Origin of the sequence: Streptococcus sp. KR (genome assembly GCF_002238115.1) — a bacterium.
GTDB lineage: Bacteria > Bacillota > Bacilli > Lactobacillales > Streptococcaceae > Streptococcus.
Window position 1 is genome coordinate 1 of the sequence record NZ_NGVM01000175.1, and the last position, 388, is coordinate 388.

General features: G+C 43.8%; 1 protein-coding gene. It reads right to left on the minus strand.

Features of this window, described 5'->3' with window-relative positions; genetic code table 11:
- Nucleotides 1-388 (minus strand): FAD-dependent oxidoreductase (locus CBI42_RS11480; protein ID WP_142294143.1); only part of this gene is annotated, 388 nt, incomplete at both ends.

Below are 388 nucleotides of genomic sequence, written 5' to 3' on the forward strand. Positions count from 1 at the left end.
CCTGCGTCAGTCAGATCTGCTACGACCTCGGTCGCAATATCAGGATCTTCGCGCTCTAACAATCTGGTATGTTGGTCGAAAATCGTTACATGCGTACCAAAGGAATTAAACATTCCAGCAAATTCAAGGCCAATATAACCGCCACCAATAATTGCTAGTCGTTTCGGTTGTTTCTCCAATTCCATAGCTTCTTTAGACGTAAAAATCCGCTGACTAAATTCTAACCCTGGGATTGATGGCCAATTTGGAACTGCTCCAGTATTAATAAAGATACGTTCACCTCTCACCTTCTTAGTCGTTCCATCACTCATTACGACTGCCAAAACATAATTGTCGATAAAACGGGCTGATCCATCCCAAACCGTTGCTAGTGGCTCATCAGCCACCA